This is a genomic window from Marinobacterium sedimentorum, assembly GCF_024267675.1.
In the GTDB taxonomy this organism is placed as follows: Bacteria; Pseudomonadota; Gammaproteobacteria; order Pseudomonadales; family Balneatricaceae; genus Marinobacterium_A; species Marinobacterium_A sedimentorum.
Map to the genome: position 1 here is coordinate 14,370 of NZ_JALDYX010000014.1, position 23,095 is coordinate 37,464.

The following is a 23,095-nucleotide window of genomic DNA, read 5'->3' on the forward strand; positions in this document are numbered from 1 at the left end:
GCGAAGTCAAAAGAATACCCGGTGACAATAGTGTAAGACGTGGCAGCAGATTCAGTGGAAATCCCGGGAACGCAGTGCCAGCGCCTGCCAGCAGGGGGTAATATCGGTCAAACGCCCGGCAACGACATGAATAATATTCCCCTCGCGCTCCAGCACTCCCGACACCTGCAACAGCCGAGCTCCAAGCAGCGCCTGACGCTGCGCTGCAGCAGTATTGCGCCAGACCACCAGATTCACCTGCCCGGTTTCATCTTCAAGGGTCACAAAGGTCACCCCCGCGGCAGATCCCGGCCGCTGCCGGTTGGTGACGATGCCTGCCACCCGCACCAGCTGCCCGGGCCTGCAGGTCTCAAGCTGCTGCGCACTCAGGCAGCCCCTGAGCGAATTCCTCTCACGCAACAGTGCCATCGGATGGCGCCCCAACGTCAGCCCAAGATGGCGAAAGTCCTCTTCCAGATCCGCCTTCTCCTCCGGTGCATCAAGCTGCACAGCACCACTTTCGGCTACCCGGGCATCCCCCAGCGCCAGCGCAGGATCCTCAGCCAGCAGCTCCCAGCGCGCCTGGTAACGATGGTGCACCACAGCATTCAGCGCACCGGACGCCGCCAGCAGATCCCAGCTGCCGCGATCCAGTTGCATGCGCGCCTGGGCATCGGCGACCGAAACAAAGCGCCCTGCCTGCCGGCCCCGGAGCACAGTGTCTGCGGCCTTGCGGGACAGTCGTTTAATCATCCGCAATCCCAGGCGCAGTGCCCCGTCTGGCTCCAGCACTGAGTCCCAGAGACTGCAATTAATGTCCACCCCGCGCACAGTCACGCCCTGTCGCCGGGCGTCCTGCACCAGCTGTGCCGGTGAATAGAACCCCATGGGCTGACTGTTCAGCAAGCCACAGCAGAACGCCGCCGGCTCATGGCATTTGAGCCAGGCCGACACATACACCAGCAGGGCAAAGCTGGCGGCGTGGGATTCGGGAAAACCGTACTCCCCGAAGCCTTCAATCTGACGACAGATGCGCTGGGCAAACTCTTCGCTGTAACCCCGCGCCAACATCCCCGCCAGCAGCTTTTGCTGATACACGGCAATAGTACCGCTGCGCCGCCAGGCCGCCATGGCGCGACGCAACTGATCCGCTTCGCCGGCGGAAAATCCGGCGGCCACCACCGCCAGGCTGATCACCTGCTCCTGAAAAATGGGCACACCCAGAGTACGCTCCAGCACTTGACGTATGGCGTCGCCGGGATAGCTCACGGACTCAAGGCCCGCGCGCCGCTTCAGGTAGGGGTGCACCATATCCCCCTGAATAGGCCCTGGCCGTACTATGGCCACCTGCACGACAAGATCGTAGTAACAGCGTGGCTGCAACCGCGGCAGCATATTCATCTGCGCCCTGGACTCCACCTGGAACACGCCCATGCTCTGGGCCCGCGAGAGCATGTCATACACCCGTGGATCTTCCCGCGGAATGTCCTGCATGCGCAGCTCCTTGCCATCCCGCGCCGACAACATCGCCAGCGTCTTGCGCACTGCGCTGAGCATCCCCAGCGCCAGCACATCCACTTTCAGCAAGCCAAGACTTTCCAGATCGTCCTTGTTCCACTGAATCAGGCTGCGGTCTTTCATCGCAGCATTTTCCACTGGCACCAGTTCCGACAGCGGGCCTGCCGAAATGACAAAGCCGCCGACATGCTGCGACAGATGACGGGGAAAACCGATGATTTCGTCCACCAGCTGCAGCAAAAACTCAAACTGCGGCCCAGGTTCCGCGCCGCCGCATCTACGCAGCTGCCCGAGCCACTGCTGGTAATCCGCACGCTGATCCAGCCGGCTGCACAACCAGTTCAGATAAGCGGTATCCAGCCCCAGGGCCTTGCCGACATCCCGCAATGCGCTGCGCCGGCGGTAACATATCACCGTAGCCGCAATCCCCGCCCGCTCCCGGCCATAACGGCGATAGATGTACTGAATCACCTCTTCACGCCGCTCATGTTCAAAATCGACATCAATATCGGGCGGTTCGGCCCGCTCCCGCGAGATAAAACGCTCGAACAGCATGTTGACCTGGCGCGGGTCCACCTCGGTAATATGCAGGCAATAGCACACCACCGAGTTAGCCGCCGAGCCACGCCCCTGACACAGAATGCCCTGGTCACGGGCAAAGCGGACTATATCGTCGATGGTGAGAAAATAATGTTCGTATTGCAGCTCGGCGATAAGCGCCAGCTCATGTTCGATCTGGCGTGCGATGGCAGCCGGCATGCCCTCAGGGAAACGCAGTGCAGCGCCCTCCTCCACCCGCTGAGCCAGCCACTGGCCGGCATTTTTGCCGCTGGGCACCAGCTCGGCCGGATACTCATAGCGCAGCTCCCCCAGATCAAAGCGACAGCGCTCGGCAATGCGCAGCGTTTCAGCCCGCATTTCGGCTGTGTACAGGCGCCTGAGCTTGTTGAGGGAGCGCAGGTGCCGCTCGGCGTTGCCTTGCAACCTAAAGCCGGCCTGACTCACAGGCACACCCAGACGTATGGACGTCAGCACATCCTGCAATCGCTGCCGGCCAGGCAAGTGCATCAGTACCGCACTGGCACAGACCATTGGCAACTCTATCTGCCGGGCCAGTGCCTGCTGTTGCCCGTAGCGCGCAGCATCCTCCGCCACCAGCAACCGCTCGATCAGTACCCAGCAGCGCCCGACAAAACGCCCGGACAGCTCAGCCCCTCGCTCGGCGGCCAGGGCCATATCCGCGCCCGGACGATACAGCAGCAGACAGTCCGGCTGCGGCCCAAAGTCTGACCACTCGATCTGGTACTGCCCCTTGGTCGCGCGCCGGCGCGCCCGGGTGATCAACTCACACAGCTGTGCATAGCCCCGTCGATTTTGCGCCAGCAGCAGCACCCGCTCATCCTGCAGGCGAAATTCGGAGCCGACGATCAGCTGCAGCCCAGTTTCCCGGCAGGCCTCCCAGGCCCGCACGACACCGGCCACCGAACACTCATCGGTCAGGGCCAGTGCGCGGTAGCCCAGTTCACTGGCCCGTTGCACCAGCTCTTCGGGATGGGAAGCGCCGCGCAGAAAGCTAAAGCAGCTCAAACAGTGCAGCTCGGCGTACTCCTGCACCACAGGATCAAACCCCATATATCAGGCCCCACATAGCACGTTCACCCGAACCAGCCATGCAGATACCAGCCACCAGCCGGCTCGCGATACAGCCAGCCTCGTCGCCCGTCTGGCCAGCGGCCAACATAGTAATCCCGGCGCACCGGTTGCTGATCCCACCAGCCGCTGACAATGCGTTCAGGCCCCTGCAGCAGTTCAATGCTGCGTTTTACCAGAGCCGGGGAAAGCGATTCGGGGGCTGCCAGCAGCCAGAGCGGCCGCAAGCCAGGCGTATCCGGCTGTGCCGGCAAGGCGCCATTAAGAGGAGCCTTTCTCCAGCTCCGCTCCGGCCGGTGGTCTTCACAGGGTACGACCCGATAGAGCGCCTGTTCGCCGAGGCGCACCTGCAACCGGCTCAGCAACTGTGCCGGCGCCGCCTGCGTCTTTGCGGTACTGAACAGATCCTCCCCGCCGCTCTCCAGCTCGCGGAATTCTGTGACTTCAATACGCAGACCGATGACCGGCCGCGCCAGCGTCAATGGTTCCAGCCGCAAGCGGCACAGCTCCAGCCATATATCCGCAGACTGGGCTCCGCTCGCATGCCCCACCGACAGCGACTGTTGCCCTTCAGACTGGAGCAGGTCCAGCTGCAGGCGCAGTGCCCGCCAGTAGTGAGCACGCAGAAAGCCCTCGAGCTGAGACAACAGGCGGCGCAACCCAAACAGCAGCGCCTCGGTACGCTCAACCTCATATGCCAGCGGCAGCTCACCTAAAAAGACGGCGGGCATATCGAAATACACGGGCGGGTCCGGCCTTTGGCCCGTCAGCCGCTCCAGCCAGGCCGTAATACCCGGCCCGAAACGATACGCCAGCTCAAGGCGCGGCAAGGCCAGCAACTCCCCCAGCAGGCTAAACCCCAGCCCGTGAAACTGCGCACGCAGCTTCGCATCCAGCTCCAGGCGCTCGATTGGCACCGACTGCAAACGCTGCAGGTGCGCCGCTGCATCCGCAGCACAGAAACCGCCATCCAGGGCCAGCACTCTCGCAGCCAGGGGGCTGTGCCCCGTTGCACTCATGCAGCTCAATTCCAGGCTTCTCAACTGCTGCTGAATGTTGTCCCACAACGCATCAAGACCACGGAAATAACGCAGCATCGAGGCCAGCTCGAGCAGAATGCCACAGGGTGGCTGCAGGCTGACCCTGGCACTGAAGCGCCCGCTCCAGAGCGCCAGACCCTGTAGCTGTTGCGCAGCCTGCCTTGTATCTTCCCGTAGCATCCGCACATCCGGCACCATGCTCAGCGCTCGCGCCACCGCCATGCCGGGCTCAAGTCCCTGCGCCCGGGCCGCATCATTGCATAGCAGCAGTCTGGCCCCGTGCTCGTCCAGCAGTATTGAGGGTTCCCGAACATCTGCCGCGCACTGTATTTCCAGTGGCAGTAGAGGGAAGTGCAGATACAGCCAGAGCCCGTTCATCCACCGGGACGCACCCGCGCAGCTGAGGCCCCGGGCAGCGAAGCCAGGGATGCGGCTCTATTGCCAAGGCTGCGCTGACGCAATGACAGCACCCGGCGCGACAACGGCCAGCCACCCCTGCGCTTCAGTACTGAAACCGCCAACCGGTCCGGTGCCTGGTCGGGCTCCAGCAACAGACGGTAGGGCGCCGCCGAGGCTTGATCCTTGCATGCCGTCGGCCTGAAGATGAATCCCAGCCCTTCGCCTTCGGCCGCGGCCAGCTGCAAGCGGCGCAAGGCCTGGGGCGACACATCTCCCAGCCAGCCCAGTACAGCACTGCAGCAGCCGCTTTTCAGAGCCTGTTCAATACACCAGAGTCTATCCCGGCGGCTATTGCTGCGTACCAGCAGAAGCCGGTCCAGAGCCACCCCCGCGGCTTTCAACGCGGGCGCATAGGGGATATGCGGCGGATCAACCCAGAGTACCCAGCGTTCCTGCGATGCCGCCAGCAGCGGGAGCAGCAGACGCAGCTCACCGCAGCCTTCGGTATCGTAAAGCACCTCAACCAGGCTACCTGGCTGCCAGCCCTGCCCCTGCAGCAGCTGATCCAGCTCCAGGTGTCCGCACGAAAGTCCCGCAACAACAGGCTCGGCAACAGCCTCACTTGCCCGCCATACGGCGCCACGCTCCAGCAACTGTTCCAGACTCATGATCCACTCCATAAATACTGTATATATGTACAGTATAATGGTTGAAAAAAATCGCCCGGGCAAGCACACCAGAGTGCATATTCAGCAAAGCTCGAATTATCAGACCGCAAACAGGCAGCGACAACGGCGCGCTGCCACGCCGATCCGTAGCAGCCACAGGAAGGATTTTTATTGAAAAGTCAGAGGGTTATAGCGTTCAACGCAGCCAGATCAGGCTAGCCATACGGCCGGTTTCGCCATCGCGGCGATAGGAATAAAAATTTTCAGCATCATGCAGGGTGCAGAAATCTCCCCCCGAAACCGATGCAACACCTGCAGCCTCAAGCCGCAGGCGCGCCAGCACATAGATATCAGCAAAATACTTGCCCGCCACCCCATCCCGGGGGCGAAAAGCCTGGGCGGCCTCAGGTTGCGCCGCGCAGAAAGCGGCCCGTACCTCAGCCCCGACTTCAAAGGCATTAGGCCCAATGGCCGGCCCCAGCCAGCAGTGTACTTGTCCGGGCTGTTCGAAGACCGCAAGTGTATTTTCCAGAATGCCTGCCACCAGCCCCCGCCAGCCCGCATGGGCAACAGCGACCTTGCGGCCATCACTGAAAAATACCGGCAGGCAGTCCGCCGTCATCACCACGCAGGCCTGGCCCGGCTGATCACTCCAGCAGGCATCCGCCTGTCGGGCCTGAGCATCATCGAGCGCCTGAACGACTTCAGTCCCATGAACCTGCTGCAGCCACTGCGCCGGACGTTCGAGCTCCAGCTGCTCGGCAAGGCTCCTGCGATTCTGTGCAACCGCCTGAGGATCATCACCAACGTGGTCTCCCAGGTTCAGCCCCTGGAAAACGCCCTGGCTGAAACCGCCCAGCCGGGTGCTGACACAGGCCTGCACCCGATCCGACAGCGGCCACTGCGGATGAATCAGCTTCATTGTTCTTCGTTGCGCCTCAGATCCTGCTGCAGGGCTTTAAGCAATAGCTGGAAGTCCTCTGGCAGATCCACTTCCCAGGACATCAGTTCACCGGTAGACGGATGAAACAGCTCAAGCTTCTTGGCGTGCAGTGCCTGGCGGTCAAAGCCGCGCAGTGTCTTTATCAGACCTTCGCTGACACCCTTGGGCAGGCGAAAACGACCGCCGTAGACGGGATCGCCCACCAACGGGTAGTTGATGTGGGACATATGGACGCGAATCTGATGCGTACGCCCCGACTCCAGCTTGAGACGGATATGGGAGTGCGCACGAAAGCGCTGCAGCAAACGGTAATGGGTCAGGGCCGGTTTGCCCAGCATAACCACCGCCATCTTCTGGCGATTGGTCTTGTGACGGCCCATTGGAGCATCCACCTTGCCACCGCCGGTCATCACGCCCTGCACGACCGCTTCATATTCGCGGCCCATGGAGCGCTCCTGCAGCTGCACAACCAGCTCGGTCTGCGCCTGGATGGTCTTGGCCACCACCATCAAGCCGGTGGTATCCATATCCAGCCGGTGCACTATGCCGGCCCTGGGCACCTGAGCAATATCCGGCACATGGTGCAGCAGCGCGTTCAGCAGGGTGCCATCGGCATGGCCCGCAGCCGGATGCACCACCAGGCCGGCAGGCTTGTTGATCACCAGAATATCATCGTCTTCATAGATGATTTCCAGCTCCATTGCCTCTGCTTTGTGGTGCTCGATGCGTGCAAGTTCGGCTTCGACACAGATCAGCTCGCCACCTTGCAGCTTGTCGCGGGTACGCTTAAGCTCGCCGTCCACAGTGACGCAACCGTCTTTGATCCAGCCCTGCAGACGGGAACGGGAGTAATCGGGAAACAGCTGCGCTATGGCCTGGTCCAGCCGCTTTCCGACCAGCTCGTCGGTGACCCGCGCTTGTAATTGAACCTGTTCAGGTTTCTGTTCTGGCATCTGGGATACGTAATTCAGAAGGATGTTTTGGCTTGAGTTCCGGTTGTGTTTAAATATGCCGGACATTTGGATTAACTGGCCCAGTATAACCGAAACCGTCCTCGGTATCGCTGTAGGCAATCGGGACTCATCAACATGCGCTTTGTAAAAGTCATCGGCATCCTGACCCTGGTCTCTCTGATGTCCGCCTGTTCGTTTTTTGGCGGAGAAAAGACAGAGGAACCGGATGTTCCGGAGCAACAGCTCTACTCCGAGGCACTGGAAGCCCTGGAGGCGCAGAATTACAGCCTCGCGGTCGAAAAACTGCAGCGGCTCGAAGCTCGCTATCCCTTTGGGCGCTTCTCCGAGCAGGCCCAGCTGGAACTGATCTTTGCCTACTTCAAGAATTATGAGCCTGAAGCTGCCCGCGCCGCTTCGGATCGTTTCGTGCGCCTGCACCCGAATCACGAAAACATCGACTACGCCTACTACCTCAAGGGACTGACGTCCTTCGAGGAAGACCGCTCACTGGTGTCGCGCTACCTGCCTATCGACGAAACCCAGCGTGATCCTGGCGCGGCACTGGAGTCCTTCGAGAGCTTCGCAACCCTCACCACACGCTACCCCAACAGCCAGTACGCTCCCGATGCGCTCAAGCGCATGCAATATCTGAAAAACCGACTGGCAGAGTATGAAGTACACGTGGCGCTGTACTACATGAAGCGTAGCGCCTGGGTTGCCGCCGCCAACCGTGGCCGCTACGTGGTGGAAAACCTGCAGGAGACACCGGCCGTACCGGAAGCCCTGGGGATTATGGCCGAAGCCTATGAGGAACTGGGGCTGAACGACCAGGCCGCCAGGGCCGCCGAGGTTCTGCGCACCAACTTCCCTGACTTCCGCTACACATCCACCAAGGAGCGCGACAAGTCCCTGCTCGAAACCGCCACCTTCGGCCTGCTGGGCAGTACCGACGAGACGCCCGTACAGCGCCCCAATTCTGTGGTTGTGACCGAGAAGGACGCTGAAACGACTGAAGGCGCCGAACGCTCCTGGTTCAGCATTCTGACCTTTGGTGTCTTCGACAGCACCGATAAGGAAGACGCGACGCCGGCTCAGCCCTGAGTCGATAACGGCTGCAACAAAAAAGGCGCCTTAGGCGCTTTTTTTGTTATGGAAACGTTATAAAACAAGTCGTTACAGGCATATGGCTAGTCTCCGGCCTTCCAGCCGGATGTGATGGGGTAACGCCGGTCACGCCCAAAACCGCGCTGGGTAATGCGCACGCCCACCGGGGCCTGGCGGCGTTTGTATTCATTGATATCCACCAGCCGAATCACGCGCTGCACTACTTCGGGCTCAAAACCCTCGGCGATAAGGGCATGGGCGCTGTAGTCGTGTTCGACATAAAGCTCCAGAATCCGGTCCAGTACATCGTAATCCGGCAGGCTGTCCTGATCGGTCTGATCCGGCGCCAGCTCCGCCGATGGCGGCCTGTCGATCACCCGCTGCGGTATCGCAGGCGAGAGTCCGTTGCGATAGGCGGCAATGCGGTACACCAGGGTTTTGGGCACATCCTTCAATACATCAAAGCCACCGGCCATATCGCCATAGAGCGTTGAGTAGCCCACCGCCATTTCGCTCTTGTTACCCGTGGTGAGCACCAGCACGCCCTTCTTGTTGGAGATCGCCATCAGCACGACACCGCGGCAGCGCGCCTGCAGGTTTTCCTCGGTGGTGTCGGGCGCGAGCCCTGCAAACTCATCGGCCAGCTGCGCCATAAAGGCGCTGTACATGGGCTCGATTGAGATCGAGCTGTAGCCTACGCCCAGCATGCGCGCCTGCTCGCTGGCATCTTCCTGGCTCATCGACGAGGTATAGCGGAACGGCATCATCACCGCCTCCACCCGATCAGCACCCAGCGCATCAACCGCCACCGCGAGGGTCACGCCTGAGTCGATACCGCCAGAAAGCCCCAGCACTATACCCTTGAAGCCATTCTTGTTGACGTAATCCCGTACCCCCAGCACCAGAGCGTCGTAGACACTCTGTTCAACTGACGGGAACGCCACCGAATCCACACCCGGAACCGCCAGGCTCTGGTCGGCGTCGTTATATTCGGCCACAAAAAACGCTTCCTCGAAAAAGGCCCCCTGAAATACACGGGTGCCGTCGGCCGCGATCACCTTGGAGCCGCCATCAAAAATCAGCTCATCCTGGCCGCCCACCTGGTTCAGATACAGAATCGGGCAGCCTGCCTGGCGCGCCCGCTCGCTCAGCAGCTTGGCGCGTTGCTGCGACTTGTCGACATGAAAAGGCGACGCATTGAGGTTCAGCATCAGGCGCGCGCCCTGCTCGCGTACCTGCTCGGCGGGCCCGTTCTTCCACAGGTCCTCACAGATGGTCAGGGCTACTGGCACACCCTTGAGATCGAAGACGCAGGGCTGATCGCCCGCGGTGAAATAGCGCATTTCGTCGAACACCTGGTAGTTCGGCAGACACTGTTTGGCATATTCGGCGACCAGCTCACCGTTGTAGATGACGCCTGCCATATTAAACAGCACGCCATCACGGTAGCGCGGATACCCTACCACCAGGTGGATATCCAGCACTTCCTCCCGCAGGCGGGCAAGTGCCGCTTCAATGCGGGTCTGGATGCTCGGCCGCAGCAACAGGTCTTCCGGCGGGTAACCCGACAGCGTAAGTTCAGGCAGCAACACCACATCGGCGTTCTGCCGATCCCGCGCATCCAGGGCAATATCGATTACGCGCTGGGTATTGCCGGGGATATCCCCCACCAGTGTATTGATCTGGGCCATCAGGACCCGAATAGAATTACTCATCGACAATGTGATCTCGTGTTCCGGATACAGAGGTATCCGCTATCAGGATGTTAGCTCAGGACCGGGGCCGCGCCGACAGGCTATAGGGCGCCGGATCAATGATGGGGCTGCGCTGCAGCAACAAATCCGCCATCAGGCGGGTCGAGGCCGGCGCCAGCACCAGGCCGTTGCGGTACTGCCCGGCATTCACATGCAATCCGTCCACCCCGGGCACCGCACCTATGTAGGGAATGCCTTCAGGTGAGCCCGGGCGCAGCCCCGCCCAGTGATGTTCAACGGGATAATTTTCCAGCGCTGGCAGAATATCCAGCGCGCTGCGATATAGCGACTCCCGGGCCTCTGCGGTGGTCTGCTTGTCAAAACCCACCCGTTCCAGCGTACTGCCCACCAGAATGCGGCCATCGTTGCGCGGTATCAGATAGCGCCCGCCCTGCAGCACTACACGATTCACCAAGCCAACCGGCGCCTTGAACAGCATCATCTGCCCTTTCACCGGCTCCACCGGCAGCTCGATACCGAGCTGTGCCAGCAGGGTCGCCGTCCAGGCACCTGCGGCCAGCACCGTCTGCCCGCCGCGGTACTCACCGCGTTCGGTACGCACACCGCAGACCCGCTCAGACTCCAGCAGCAGACGGGCATCACCGGCCTGTTCGATCAATTCAATACGGGGGTTTACTTCCAGCGCACGGCGCAGCGACTTGCCAAGGCGGGGGTTGCGAATACTGGCCACTTCCGGCATCCAGAGCGCCCGCTCATGACCCGGCGACAAGCGAGGTTCCTTGCGATAGAGGAAATCCGCATCCACCTGCTGCATCGGCCGCTGGTAACGCTGCGCCCAGGCCAGCGCCTGCGCTTCATCATCCACCGCCACCATAAACATGCCCTTCTGGCGCAGCTCCGGATCAATGCCGGTTTCATCCAGCAAGTCCTGCGCCAGATGCACATAACTGCCCTGGGACCAGGTCGCCAGCTGCGTCACCGGCTCCTGGTAACGCCAGGGGTACAAGGGTGAAACAATTCCGCCACCGGCCCAGGTGGACTCGCGCCCGCAAACGCCACGCTCAACCAGGGTCACCGAGGCACCCGCCTGGGCCAGCTCACGCGCCGTGAGCATGCCCATCACGCCGCCACCCACTATTAGAAAGTCCGACATTGCTCTACTTCCGATCGGCTTTGATTGTGGGGGTATTGTGAAGGCTCGGGGGGGAGGATGCTAGTAGTGGTAGAATGGAGGCGGCCCATCGTTTTGACACGACGGGCCTATTTTTAGTACCTGAGTATGTTCTGTTCGATCAGTCCATATCTAACGTTTTAAGGCAAAAAATACAACCTGCTTTTAATCTAGGGTAATTCAGGGGCAAATATATCCCCCTGAACCAACCTTAATGCAACAGGATACCTCATCCAAATATCAATCACTTTTTATAATTGAAATCCAACCCAGTAACACCACTCGTTGCAACGCTTAAGGTGATAGTACCGTCATTGCCGTTGGAGGTACCCGTCGTGAACCCAGTCACTTGAGCCGGATTTCCGATCGATACTGTTGGGTTAAGATAGGCGCTATTTGAGGTCGTGGTCGGGCTAATGGTGACCGATCCGACACTGGGTACTACATAGCAATTATAGGAAGCCGTGGACCCTGTGACGACAGGCACATCACAAGAGCCTGACGATATCCCAACTGATATTTTGTTGAGCTGTATTCCGGTGGACGTTTGCGATATGACACCGGAAAGCACCACCAGCGAACTGGTGCTCAGGTTGGTAACCGCTAGGGAGGCCGCCTTGATACCCGGGCTCGGTATAATACGGTTATCCTTGCCTAGATAAGAACTCGGATTTGCATAAGTATTGCCCAAAATACCAGTGTTATCGGTTTTGCTCGTCGCCGTTATCGTAGTGGCCGCGCTGGTGGTAGTGCCACCGGTCACGCGCCCGCGACTGTAAACACCATAGTAGTCAGTTGCATCGTCCACCACGGTATCAATATTTTGCGAGGTAACCGTTGCCACTGCCGTACTGGCTGTACTCCAGGTAGTCAGCAATGTCATGTTGATTTCATAGAAAGGTACATATTGCAGCCAGTCTTTCGAAGATAGCAGCGCGGCCGACGCTGCTACAGTATTCGTCATATAGTCCGTCCAGGTACTGTTATAGGACATATCATCATAATAGAGCCCGCGAGACAGAACCTGGGTTTTAGCTGCCGGGAAGGTATCAAAATCACGCCCGGTCAGTGAACTCGCAACGGAACTGGCAAAAATTCCATCCTGGACTTTATCTCCCACATATTGCTGGTAGGTCGCCAGGCTGGAGCTGGCCGAGCTCGTCAGATAGCTATACGGCATCACATTCAGATCCAGCATCTTCCAGTTCGGGAACAACCGGAAGATACCGTCAACGCGACGAAACCGGCAGGCCTCCAGATAGCGGTCGCCATTGACCGCTTCAGCCAAGGTCGGTGTCGATGCCGTCGGCGGGCTGGGGCTGAACTTGTAATGTTTGTGCGCACCGCTGGTCACGGTATTGTCGTACCGAGGAACACCGTTTGTGGCGTAGTCGTAGTTTGAAGAGTCGTGGTGCTGAGCACAGCAACGGGTGCAAAAATTGGACTGGGTAAAATTTCCCTGCGTATAGGGTGTCCCTGTCGCTACATCATCCACAATGTTTCCTGCAGCAACATCCAGGCCAGTGGTCTGGCCGTTAAATGTATGGTGGTAAGGCGTGAAGCCGTCAGTCGGCGTGGTATTAAGTACGCAGAAGCAATTGACAGTAACAAATTCCTCGGCATCGACCTGTTTGTAGTCGGTTGTATCATAAGTCACGGTAGTAAAGCGTACCTCTGTGCTCTCGTTACTCTGTTCCACATCGGGCAGCGGCTTGGAGGTTTCACGCGCCTTGCCGTCACCAACATCTATGGGCACAACATCCGGTACACCACCAGGGGTATGGTCAACTTCCGGCCTGCTTCCACCCAGGCCAGACTTGTCGATGAACTTCGAGACCTGAGGATTAATGGCAGCAATGACAGATGAAAGCGACAGGCTGCTGGCGCCGCTGTCCCAGCTCACGCTGAGGGTCACATTCTTGAAATCAGCACTCGCTGCAGAGGCTGCACTGATAACACCGCCGGAAACACTGTAGGGCGTGACCGTCCAGGCAACATTATAGGTATAACTGGTTGAACCCGCGGTGACCGTCTCAGTACCAGTACCATTGTCGATATCGTCAAAACTGTTCAGGCTGCTGCTGGTTGTCGCAATCGAATCAAAGCCGCGCAGTTCCTCAAGTTTCTTTTCCGCCACAGCCGTTGCCAAGGCACGTTGCTGAGAGTCTGAGGCAGTACTCAGGAAAACGCCCTGCAACTGCAGGATGGCCACAATACCAATCACCGCCACGATCAGTGAAATCAGAACTTCGATCAGTGTAAAGCCCCGCAGATACCGCAGACCGGGGTAACGCGTTAATGTTTTCATGACCCGCTCCTATTTGGTATCAGTCCAGCTACCGGGGTAGCGCGCCAGCTCATAAAAGGTGTCGCCCACGTTCACCAGTTTTTTCAGCAAGGTCTCGGAATAAACCAATGAGAAACTACCGTTAGTGGCATCCAGATCCTGATTCGACAGCAGCACACCGTAAAGTGTCGGCGAGCCGGTAACCTTGACGATAAAGTCTTCATTATTTGGGGTCGGCGCCTGGTTATACCTGTCGGAAAAACCAAACAGAATGCCATAAAAAATGGCACCGCCATTAAGCGTAACTTCGCCATGAATGAACAGGATGACCGGTGCATCGTAGCTCGCCACCGCACCGTTGATTGTGCAATCGCCTTCGATCCAGATCAGTGGCAGCTGCCCCTCATCAGCCCCTCCCGCGTAGAAACGATTTCCCACGGTGCTATTCAGACCGGCACAAGTCACATCAGTCTTGGCGAATGCCTGCATGAATTCATACCAGTCATCGACCCCATTGCTGTCGTTGTCTTCCGGCTCGACACCAAAAAGGTTCGTAAAGACATCGGGAATCTCAGTGGGATCATCAATCACTATATCGGTGCAGTCATAGGTATCGTTCACAGCCACATCTTTTGGGTCACAGATCGGATTTTCCGCTTGAGAGCATCGGCAGGTATGGCACAGGGTAAACCCATCGCTCTGAGGCAACTTGGCCTTGCTGTCATTGGTACCTTCATACAGCCACTCATCGACATTACAGGTCTGCCAGCTACTGACACCCTTTTTGACAGCTTCAGTTGTCCAGCCCGAAACGGGAACGCCAGGACCGCCACCGTTGGGGTTGGTGACGATGGAAAAGCTGCCGCTGTCGGGGAAGTTACCATTGGCCATCAGTGGCGGCAGCTCACCAATATCCAGAAGCGGCACACGGGCGAATTTTTCCTCAACCCGGGCAAGACCCGTGGTGTCAACCGACTCACCGCTTGCATTCAGCACCACGGAGTCAGTACCCGTAACCGCGGACACCGACACGCTGGCATTGGTGCTGCCGTAGGGCATATACAGGCTTTCTCCGGCCCAGCTGGCATCATCCAGATAGCGCACAGCACCATAATCCAGCCCACCCTGGGCGGCAGCCAGTGCTTCCTTGGCCCGGTTGGTATTGGACGATGTCTTGAGTTCAAACATGCCGATCTTGGCGCTGACAGCCGCGATGACTGTCAGCAAGGCCAGTATGATAACGGTGACAAACAGCGTCGCCGCACCCGCCTGACGACCTTTCATAGTTTCCTCCCTGTTCCCGGTCAGGGAACTAAAGATCATTGCGAATCCGCACCTGATCGGTAATCGTGGTTTTGATTCTGGAATCGCTGAGAGACTCAGCAGTCAGTGTTATGGTCAGATTGCGTACTGTAGCTGCTGCAAAAGATGCCGGATTCGGGCCCGGCGTAAAAGTCAGCGACGTTACCTTGATCGCCTGCTCGTCAGTGAGGTTATCCCAGCTGCCCATGTTGCAATGAGCAGGGGTGGCAAATGAATTAGCCCAGAGTACCTCGACGGCATCGGTAGCGGTATCAAGCCGATAACCAATCAGTTTCGTCGCCGTACTCGCGCCCGCACTATCCGTGTCATACCCCAGCATTACGCACTGGCCGCTGTCACCCGCCGTCGTCGTGTTCAGGAAAGTGGCAGAACCCGCAGCTGCATAAACCGCCGCAGGCGCCCCGGCATCGGTAATGGAGGCATAAGGGTTGCTGGCCGCCAGTGCACCATTCCAATACCCTGCCCTGCGCAGATCCCGTACCATCAGATCCATCACGGTACGCAGTTCCTGGTTCAGGCGGATAGTCGTGACCGCCTGCTTGGTACTGCCCACCGTCATGCTGAACATGCCGATCACGATGGCCGACACCAGCAAGCCCAACAGCATGGCGATCATCAGTTCGATCAGGGAGAAACCGCGCTGGCGCACTAGCATGATTTGTATCCTGCATAACCTGTCGGCGAGCAGAGCCGAACACGCCCTATGAAATAGGTCGTCACCCGAACTTGTTCTGCCGCATCACCCATGAAACTGATATTGCCACTCGGAGTGAGGGTGCCACGGGTAGGATCGAAACTCACCGACCCGCCTGAAAGACTGGAGGCCATCGATACGCCGGGAAAGCGCTCCTCCGTGACAATATATTGCTGGCCGTTAACACTGCAGCTGGCCTGACTGGTGACACTGCCATTGCAGTCACAGGCCGCAAACGGGGCCGTGTCAGTGATACCGTAACACCAGCCTGCCGTATTGAAATTCACCGCCACATCCACGTTACGCTTGATGGATTCAGCCCGCGCGTACTGCAAATCGGCATAGAGCGCCTGGGCCGCACCGGTTACGCGGTGACGGTCAAAGACTGAATTGAACGAGGGAATACCCAAGGCCACAAAGACAGCGAGCACTACCAGTACTACGAGCAGCTCAATCAGAGTTACGCCCGCCTGATGGTGCCTGAGTAACGCAGTACGCATTCCTGAATTCTCACGCGCCATAGCTTGATAGATTCCTTCTGCTAGAGTGGTAGCATACTGCATGGTTAAGGATAGCAACTCGAGGGAAGTATAGTGAAGTATTCTGCACGCGGCTTTACCCTGATTGAGCTGATGATTGTTATGGTCGTTATTGGCATCATCGCAATGTTTGCCTACCCGGCCTACCTGGACCAGGTACGCAAGAGCCGTCGGGCCGAGGCCCAAAAAGTGCTTATGGCGGGACAGATTGGTGAAGAACGCTACCGTTCATATTTCGATACCTATGGCAACGCCACCAGCCTTGCCGCTGAGAGCCTGAACATGGGCACTGCAGACTTCTTTACATTCACAATCAATGTTCCGGTTGCATCAGCAGCGACGCACTATACCTTAACCGCCTCAGCTTCCGGCGATCAGCTCAAGGATACGAGCTGTACGACCATGACGCTGGACCAAAGCAATGTCATGACTCCGGCTGCCTGCTGGAAACGCTGAAGACTCTTCACTTCAGTTCCCCGCGCAACCGCGAAACAATACCCCCAAACAACACCCACAAAAAACGCTGCATCAGCAGCGTTTTTTGGGTTTCAGGCGACCTGCAATATCTTCACATCGAACAGCAGCGTCTTGCCCGCCAGCGGGTGGTTGAAGTCGATATGCACCACCTGGTCATCGAATGACTTGACCACACCGGGCAGTTCGCCGCCGGGTTCCTTAAAGCTGACAACCAGCCCCGGTTCCAGCTCCATGTCCTTGAACTGTGCCCGCGGCAGACGCTGCACATTGGCGGGGCTTGGCATGCCGAAGGCTTTTTCCGGCACTATGGTGAAGGTCGATTCGGTGCCCGCGGCCAGCCCCATCAGCGGCTCCTCAAAGCCCGGCAACAGATTGCCGTCGCCCACGGTAAAGGTCGCAGGCTTGCTCTCGAAGTTGGAATCCACCAACTGTCCATCTTCCAGCTTGATGGCAAAATGCAGGGTCACGGTTTTGCCGGGCCCAATAGTCTGATCACTCATGCAAAGATCTCATTTTGTTCAGTTAACCTGGGGACGGCGCTTCTCGAAGAACAGCGTGTCGATAATCAGCAGCACGGCTCCGAGGGTAATGGCGCTGTCAGCCAGGTTGAAAGCCGGGAAGTAGTAGCCAGCGTAATGCAGCGAGATAAAGTCCACCACATGACCCAGCACCACCCGGTCGTACAGGTTGCCAAGGGCCCCACCCAGCAGCAGTGCCAGGCCTATGCCAAGCCACCAGTGCAAACGGGAGGTGCGCTTCAGCCAGATGACCAGCGCCACACTCACCACCAGGGCGACCAGCGCAAAGAACCAGCGCTGCCAGCCACCGGCATCGGCCAGAAAACTGAAGGCCGCGCCGCGGTTATAGAGCAGCGTCAGGTCGAACACCGATATCACAGGATTGGGGATGCCGTAGTCCAGCATCGTCTCGGCCAGCCATTTGCTGCCCTGATCCAGCGCCACAACGAGCACCGACAACCAGAGCCAGACCAGCGAAGAGCCCGGCAGCGCCGGCTCTTCTATACGCTGCGAACTGCGTTTCATGGTCATCAGGCGTAGTGGCGGGTTTCGCCAGCACCATCAACGTTATCGACGCAGCGCTCGCACAGGTCCGGATGCGCCGCATGACGACCGATATCCTCGCGGTGGTGCCAGCAGCGGCCGCACTTGGCGTGAGCCGATACGCCAATCGCCACTTTCAGCCCCTTGATCTCGGTGGCGCGGGCATCGACTCCGTCTGCCAGCGGTGCCAGGGTTGCCTTTGAGGTCAGCAGTACAAAGCGCAGCTCATCGCCCAGACGCGCCAGATCCGCCTGCAGGCTCTCATCGGCGTAGAGGGTGACCTCCGCCGCCAGCGAGGCCTTCACCAGCTTCTCGTTGCGGGCATCTTCCAGGCACTTGTTAACGGCATTCTTGACGCCCAGCACCCGGCTCCAGAAGTCCGCCCCAAAGGCATCATCGGCCGGCAGGGTAAAGAGCCCCTCATACCAGGTGGTCAGGAAGACGCTGTCTTCACGCTCGCCCGGCAGCACTTCGTGAATTTCTTCGGCGGTAAAGCTGAGGATAGGTGCGATCCAGCGTGTCAGCGCTTCGGCGATATGATAAAGCGCGGTCTGGCAGGAGCGACGTGCCAGGCTGTCGGTCTGGGTGGTGTACTGGCGATCCTTGATGATATCGAGGTAGAAGCCACCCAGTTCCTGTGCGCAGAAGTGGTGCACCTGCTGATAGACATCCAGGAAGCGGTAGCTGTCATAGGCTGCCGTGATCTTCTGCTGCAGGCGGTACGCCGCATCCACCGCCCAGCGATCCAGCGCCAGCATGTCTTCGGGCGCCACGCTGTCACGGGCCGGCTCAAAGCCATTCAGGTTGGCCAGCAGGAAGCGGGCGGTATTGCGAATGCGACGATAGGCATCGGCGGTACGCTGCAGAATCTGCTTGGACACGGCCATCTCGCCGGAGTAATCCGTGGCAGAGACCCACAGCCGCAGAATGTCGGCACCCAGGGTATCGGTGACTTCCTGGGGTGCAATCACGTTGCCCAGGGACTTGGACATCTTGTAGCCCTTTTCGTCTACCGTGAAGCCGTGGGTCAGCACCTGCTTGTAGGGGGCGCAGCCATTGATGGCGATAGACGTTTTCAGGGACGACTGGAACCAGCCGCGGTGCTGATCTGAGCCTTCCAGGTACAGATCGGCCGGGAAGCGCAGCTCGCTGCGCTCACGCAGGACCGCATGGTGCGTAACGCCGGAGTCGAACCAGACGTCCAGGGTATCGGTCACCTTGTCGTACTGATCGGCATCGGCGCCCAGCAGGCTGGCCGCATCCAGCTCAAACCAGGCGTCGATACCGCCCTTATCGATGGCCGTGGCGATCTGCTCGATCAGACCCGTGGTATTGGGATGCAGCTCACCGGTCTGCTTGTGGGTAAAGACGGTGATAGGCACACCCCAGGTACGCTGGCGGGATACACACCAGTCCGGGCTCTGCTCAACCATGGCCTCGATGCGGTTCTGGCCCCACTCCGGGAACCAGCTCACGCCCTTGATGGCTTCGAGCGCCTGGGTCTTGAGCCCCTTCTCGTCCATGGAAATGAACCACTGCGGCGTGGCGCGGTAGATCAGCGGCGTCTTGGTACGCCAGCAATGCGGGTAGCTGTGTTCAAAGCGTTTCAGATGCACCAGCTTGCCTTCACGCTCCAGCGCTTCAACCACAGGGCCATCCGCCTTGTAGACGTGAATACCGGCAAACTCGCCGGTAGCATCGGTGTAGGTGCCGTTGGCCTGCACCAGGTTCAGCGTGCCCAGGCCATACTGCTGGCCGACCACAAAGTCTTCCACGCCGTGATCGGGCGCGGTGTGCACAGCGCCGGTACCGGCATCGGTGGTGACATGATCACCCAGAATCACCGGTACCTGCTTGTCGTAGAACGGGTGAGCCAGTGCCATGTGCTCCAGCGCAGTACCGCTGCAGGTTCCCAGCACTCTGTAGGGCTCGATGCCCCAGCGCGCCATTACCGCATCAACCATGTCGGCGGCAATCACAACGCGCTCGGCACCCTGATTGATATCCACCTGCACCAGGGCGTATTCCAGCTCGGCATTGAGCGATACCGCCTGGTTGGCGGGAATGGTCCAGGGCGTAGTGGTCCAGATCACCACCGACAGCGGCCCTTCGCCGGCCGGGCTGCCAAACTGGGCACTGGCGGCGGTCTGGTCGGCAAAGGTAAAGCGGATGTCGATCGCCGTGGAGGTCTTGTTCTGGTATTCAACCTCAGCCTCAGCCAGAGCAGACTGACCCACCACACTCCAGTACACCGGCTTGTAGCCCTTGACCAGATGACCGTTCTCGATGATCTTGCCCAGCGCCCGCACTATGTTGGCTTCGGTGTCGAAGTTCATGGTCAGGTAGGGATTTTCCCAGTCACCCACCACACCCAGACGGATGAAGTCGGCTTTCTGCCCAGCCACCTGTTCGGCGGCGTATTCACGGCATTTCTGGCGAAACTCGCTGTAGGGCACCTTGTCGCCGGCGCGGCCGATCAGGGTTTCGACCTTGTGCTCGATCGGCAGACCATGACAGTCCCAGCCCGGCACGTAGGGCGCATCAAAGCCCGACAGCGTCTTGGCCTTGACGATCATGTCCTTGATCACCTTGTTGACCGCATGACCGATGTGAATATTGCCGTTGGCGTAGGGCGGGCCATCATGCAGGATGAACTGCTCGCGCCCCTTGCCCGCTTCGCGCAGCTTGGCGTACAGGTCGATTTCGGCCCAGCGCGCCAGGCGCGCCGGCTCTCGCTGCGGCAGGTTGCCACGCATCGGGAAAGCCGAATCCGGCAGGTTCAGTGTCGCTTTATAATCGGTCATGTCATGTCGCTTTGAGGTTATGGGTCTTAACAGGCCAATAGCGCCCGGGCCACATCAATATCGTTGAAAATCTGCTGTTTCAGCTGCTCCAGGCCATCGAACTTGCGCTCTTCACGGATGAAGGCAGCAAATTCAACGCTGAGCAACTGACCATAAAGATCACCTTTAAAATCAAACAGGTGCGTTTCCAGCACAGGCTGAGTGCCGTTGACGGTCGGGCGCATGCCAATATTGGCCACCCCCGGAATCAGGCGACCATCGTCCAGCTGTGCTCGCACGGCATAGACACCCCGCAGCGGCGCGGCAAAACGGTGCATGCGCACGTTCGCCGTCGGTACACCCAGAGTTCTGCCCAGCTGCTGTCCCAGCATGACCCGACCGCTGATGCGATAGCGCCGCCCCAGCAACCGTTCGGCCAAGTCCAGATCATTCACCGTTAACGCCTGGCGCACCCGGGTGCTGCTGACACGTTCGCCGTCGACCAGACAGGTAGTGGTGTGTTCAACCGAGAAGCCCTGGGTCGCCCCCACTGCACGCAACATGGCGTAGTCGCCGGCCCGGTCGCAGCCAAAGCGAAAATCATCGCCCACCACAAAGTGGCGCACCGCCAGCCCTTCCAGCAACAGGGCTTCGATGAAACTCGCGGCCGGCAAGCTGCGCAGCCGGTCATTGAAGGTCAGGCACAGTACCCGATCGAGCCCCTGATCACGCAGCAGGCGTACTTTTTCATCAAACCGCGTCAGGCGCGGCGGTGCATCCTGGCCTGCAAAAAACTCACGCGGCTGCGGCTCGAAGATAATGGCCACGGTAGGCAAACCCAGTTCGCGCCCCTTGGCCTTTACCTGTTCCAGCACCTTGACATGCCCGAGGTGCACGCCATCGAAATTGCCGATGGTCGCTACGCACACTCGATGCTTGTCGCGCAGATTATGTAGTCCCCGGATCAATTCCATCAAACGCTAGCCACAGTCTGTAAATAAACCGCAGAATTATAACGCAGATGCAGCGCAACGAGTACCGCAGCGCTACAAGAAGCTATAACAAGGCCATCAGGCCCGCAGATGACGCAGACGCAAGCCCGAGAGCAGCAGCACGGCGGCATAGGCCCCCGCCCCCAGCAGCACCAGCAACGACATCTGCCAGGCGCGATCCATCAGCCCCCAGTCGAACCACTGCACCACCGCAGGACTGAGATAGAGCAACAGCGCGACCATCACCAGGTTGGCAGAGCCCAGGCGCAGCAGCCAGAGCCCCCAGCCCGGCTGCCACTGGAATACACCTTCGCGCAGCAGGCCACGCAGCAGCAGGCCCGCATTGAGAAACGCCGCCAGCGTCGTGGCCAGCGCCAGTCCGACATGGGCCAGCGGCCAGATCAGTATCAGGTTCAGCACCATATTGACCGCCATCGCGATCACCGCGATGCGCACCGGCGTGCGGGTATCCTGCCGCGCGAAAAAGCCCGGCGCCAACACCTTGATCAGCATGAACGCCAGCACGCCGCAGCCATAAGCCTGCAGGCTACCCGATGCCATATCGACATCACGCTCGGTCAGGGCACCGTAGTGAAACAGGGTGATCAGCAAGGGCTCTGCCAGCAAGACCAGCGCCAGCGCCGCCGGCAGACCGATCAGCAGTACCATGCGCAGTGCCCAGTCCAGCGTTTGGGAGAACTGATCCAGTGACTTTTCCGCATGCTTGCGCGACAACGCCGGCAGTATCACCGTCGCAATGGCAATGCCAAACACCCCCAGCGGCAGCTCGGACAGGCGATCCGAGTAATACAGCCAGGACACACTGCCCGCCTGCAGAAAGGACGCCAGCACCGTATCCAGCAACAGGTTGACCTGCGCCACAGAGACCCCAAACAGCGCCGGCAGCATCAGCGTCATGATCTTCTTCACTCCCGGGTGACTGAAATCCACCACCGGGCCCGGCAGCAAGCGAATACGCCACAAAAAAGGCAGCTGAAACGCCAGCTGTACGAAGCCCGCCACCAGTACGCCCCAGGCCAGCGCAAAAACCGGCCGCTCAAACCATTCACTGAACAGCAGCGTGGCACCGATCAGGCACAGGTTCAGCAGCACCGGCGTAAAGGCCGGCACCGCGAAGCGCTCATAGCTGTTGAGAATGGCCCCGGCAAAGGCCGTCATGGAGATCAACCCCAGGTACGGGAAGGTAATGCGCAGCATCTCAGACGCCAGCTCATAGCGCTCGCTGTCGTGCATGTAGAAACCAGGCGCAAAAATCGCCGTCAGCACCGGTGCCGCCACCACCGACAGCACCGTAATGCAGATCAGTACCGACCCCAGACTGCCCGCCACCCGAGCCACCAGTAGCTGCACATCAAACAGCGTGCGCTGAGTACGGTATTCAGACAGCACGGGGACAAAGGCCTGGGAAAAGGCCCCCTCGGCAAAGAGCCTGCGCAGAAAATTGGGAATCTTGAAAGCAACGAAAAAGGCGTCGGCACTGCCGGAGGCCCCAAAATGACTCGCCACCACCACATCACGCACCAGCCCCAGGATGCGCGACAGCAACGTCATCAACCCAACCAGACCGCTGGAGCGCAACAGGCCCGCACTCTTTCTGGTTTCTCTACCCTCGTCTGCCACGATCCCTATCCCCAAGCTGCAAGGCGCTGTACAATGCGCTGCATCTTACTGCGTCGTAGATAATAATTCCGCTACTTTATTGACAGTCTCACGTCAAACAGGAATAATCTCGCGTCTCAATTTTCGGCGTTTACTGCCGATGATTTTCCAAACAACTT

At 59.2% G+C, this 23,095-nt stretch carries 18 protein-coding genes; 2 read left to right on the forward strand and 16 right to left on the reverse strand.

Annotated features, from left to right (window positions below; translation table 11 throughout):
* Positions 1-51: 51 nt before the first annotated feature.
* From MRS74_RS12980 to rluD, 5 genes are all read right to left on the reverse strand, one after another.
* Positions 52-3,129, reverse strand: a complete 3,078-nt coding sequence (locus MRS74_RS12980) for an error-prone DNA polymerase (protein ID WP_254580721.1) — start codon at positions 3,127-3,129, stop codon at positions 52-54.
* A gap of 23 nt (positions 3,130-3,152) precedes the next feature.
* Entirely contained in the window at positions 3,153-4,565 is a 1,413-nt protein-coding gene (locus tag MRS74_RS12985) for a Y-family DNA polymerase (protein ID WP_254580722.1), read from the reverse strand.
* Complete coding sequence (imuA, locus tag MRS74_RS12990) at positions 4,562-5,254, reverse strand: translesion DNA synthesis-associated protein ImuA (RefSeq protein ID WP_254580723.1); 693 nt, start codon at positions 5,252-5,254, stop codon at positions 4,562-4,564. Before imuA ends, MRS74_RS12985 begins: the two co-directional genes overlap by 4 nt.
* 196 nt (positions 5,255-5,450) lie before the next feature.
* A complete protein-coding gene (gene pgeF / locus MRS74_RS12995) occupies positions 5,451-6,176 on the reverse strand; it encodes a peptidoglycan editing factor PgeF (RefSeq protein ID WP_254580724.1) in 726 nt (241 codons plus the stop codon).
* Complete coding sequence (rluD, locus tag MRS74_RS13000) at positions 6,173-7,150, reverse strand: 23S rRNA pseudouridine(1911/1915/1917) synthase RluD (RefSeq protein ID WP_254580725.1); 978 nt, start codon at positions 7,148-7,150, stop codon at positions 6,173-6,175. Before rluD ends, pgeF begins: the two co-directional genes overlap by 4 nt.
* 135 nt (positions 7,151-7,285) lie before the next feature.
* On the opposite strand from rluD, the gene MRS74_RS13005 reads away from it, so the two are divergent.
* Entirely contained in the window at positions 7,286-8,251 is a 966-nt protein-coding gene (locus MRS74_RS13005; RefSeq protein WP_254580726.1) for an outer membrane protein assembly factor BamD, read from the forward strand.
* Positions 8,252-8,337: 86 nt separating this feature from the next.
* Here the strand turns inward: MRS74_RS13005 and MRS74_RS13010 are convergent, their stop codons facing one another.
* The 6 genes from MRS74_RS13010 to MRS74_RS13035 form a co-directional block, all read right to left on the reverse strand.
* Positions 8,338-9,969, reverse strand: coding sequence for an NAD+ synthase (locus MRS74_RS13010; protein WP_254580727.1), 1,632 nt, complete (start codon positions 9,967-9,969; stop codon positions 8,338-8,340).
* Between the two features lie 55 nt (positions 9,970-10,024).
* A complete protein-coding gene (thiO, locus tag MRS74_RS13015; RefSeq protein WP_254580728.1) occupies positions 10,025-11,122 on the reverse strand; it encodes a glycine oxidase ThiO in 1,098 nt (365 codons plus the stop codon).
* Positions 11,123-11,384: 262 nt separating this feature from the next.
* Positions 11,385-13,448: a type IV pilus modification PilV family protein gene (locus MRS74_RS13020; RefSeq protein WP_254580729.1), complete on the reverse strand. Its 2,064-nt coding sequence runs from the start codon at positions 13,446-13,448 to the stop codon at positions 11,385-11,387.
* A 9-nt stretch (positions 13,449-13,457) separates the two neighbouring features.
* A complete protein-coding gene (locus MRS74_RS13025; RefSeq protein WP_254580730.1) occupies positions 13,458-14,711 on the reverse strand; it encodes a pilus assembly PilX N-terminal domain-containing protein in 1,254 nt (417 codons plus the stop codon).
* Positions 14,712-14,739: 28 nt separating this feature from the next.
* Complete coding sequence (locus MRS74_RS13030) at positions 14,740-15,405, reverse strand: PilW family protein (protein ID WP_254580731.1); 666 nt, start codon at positions 15,403-15,405, stop codon at positions 14,740-14,742.
* On the reverse strand, positions 15,399-15,944 hold the full coding sequence (locus tag MRS74_RS13035; protein ID WP_254580732.1) for a GspH/FimT family pseudopilin: 546 nt from the start codon (positions 15,942-15,944) through the stop codon (positions 15,399-15,401). The genes MRS74_RS13030 and MRS74_RS13035 overlap by 7 nt, the downstream gene beginning before the upstream one ends.
* A 93-nt stretch (positions 15,945-16,037) precedes the next feature.
* Between MRS74_RS13035 and MRS74_RS13040 the strand changes: the two genes are divergently transcribed.
* Positions 16,038-16,439, forward strand: coding sequence for a type IV pilin protein (locus tag MRS74_RS13040; RefSeq protein ID WP_254580733.1), 402 nt, complete (start codon positions 16,038-16,040; stop codon positions 16,437-16,439).
* A gap of 92 nt (positions 16,440-16,531) precedes the next feature.
* On the opposite strand, the gene MRS74_RS13045 is transcribed toward MRS74_RS13040, so the two are convergent.
* The 5 genes from MRS74_RS13045 to murJ form a co-directional block, all read right to left on the reverse strand.
* Positions 16,532-16,960: an FKBP-type peptidyl-prolyl cis-trans isomerase gene (locus MRS74_RS13045; RefSeq protein WP_254580734.1), complete on the reverse strand. Its 429-nt coding sequence runs from the start codon at positions 16,958-16,960 to the stop codon at positions 16,532-16,534.
* 18 nt (positions 16,961-16,978) lie between these two features.
* Positions 16,979-17,509 carry a signal peptidase II gene (gene lspA, locus MRS74_RS13050; protein WP_438362338.1) on the reverse strand — a complete coding sequence of 177 codons (531 nt, stop codon included), beginning with the start codon at positions 17,507-17,509 and terminating at the stop codon, positions 16,979-16,981.
* On the reverse strand, positions 17,509-20,325 hold the full coding sequence (gene ileS, locus MRS74_RS13055; RefSeq protein WP_254580736.1) for an isoleucine--tRNA ligase: 2,817 nt from the start codon (positions 20,323-20,325) through the stop codon (positions 17,509-17,511). Before ileS ends, lspA begins: the two co-directional genes overlap by 1 nt.
* Before the next feature lie 26 nt (positions 20,326-20,351).
* Positions 20,352-21,278, reverse strand: coding sequence for a bifunctional riboflavin kinase/FAD synthetase (gene ribF / locus MRS74_RS13060; protein ID WP_254580737.1), 927 nt, complete (start codon positions 21,276-21,278; stop codon positions 20,352-20,354).
* A 96-nt stretch (positions 21,279-21,374) separates the two neighbouring features.
* Positions 21,375-22,868 carry a murein biosynthesis integral membrane protein MurJ gene (gene murJ / locus MRS74_RS13065; RefSeq protein ID WP_254580798.1) on the reverse strand — a complete coding sequence of 498 codons (1,494 nt, stop codon included), beginning with the start codon at positions 22,866-22,868 and terminating at the stop codon, positions 21,375-21,377.
* Positions 22,869-23,095 lie beyond the last annotated feature (227 nt).